Origin of the sequence: Aeromonas simiae, from assembly GCF_000820125.1 — a bacterium.
Taxonomy (GTDB): domain Bacteria; phylum Pseudomonadota; class Gammaproteobacteria; order Enterobacterales; family Aeromonadaceae; genus Aeromonas; species Aeromonas simiae.
In genome coordinates this window covers 1-228 of the sequence record NZ_CDBY01000081.1, presented here as the reverse complement: position 1 = coordinate 228, position 228 = coordinate 1, and the positions used below count along the sequence as shown (strand labels likewise).

At 67.1% G+C, this 228-nt stretch carries 1 protein-coding gene; it reads left to right on the top strand.

Annotation, left to right across the window (positions count from 1 at the left end; all coding sequences use genetic code 11):
* Positions 1-228, top strand: a 228-nt coding sequence (locus tag BN1134_RS16460) for a VCBS domain-containing protein (protein WP_042048548.1), incomplete at both ends; no start/stop codon positions are given.

The following is a 228-nucleotide window of genomic DNA, read 5'->3' as shown; positions in this document are numbered from 1 at the left end:
GAGGGGGATCAGACCCCGGTCACCGGCACCCTGAGCGCCAGCGATGCCGATAACCCGGATCTCGCCTTTGTGGCCGGCTCGCAGCAGAGTGACTACGGCCGCTTTGAGGTAGATGCGCAGGGGCAGTGGCGCTTCGTGCTGGCCGATAACGCCCGGGTCGACGCCCTGGCGGCCGGTCAGCAGCAGGTGGAGCAGTTCACCGTACGGTTGACTGACGGCTCGACTACC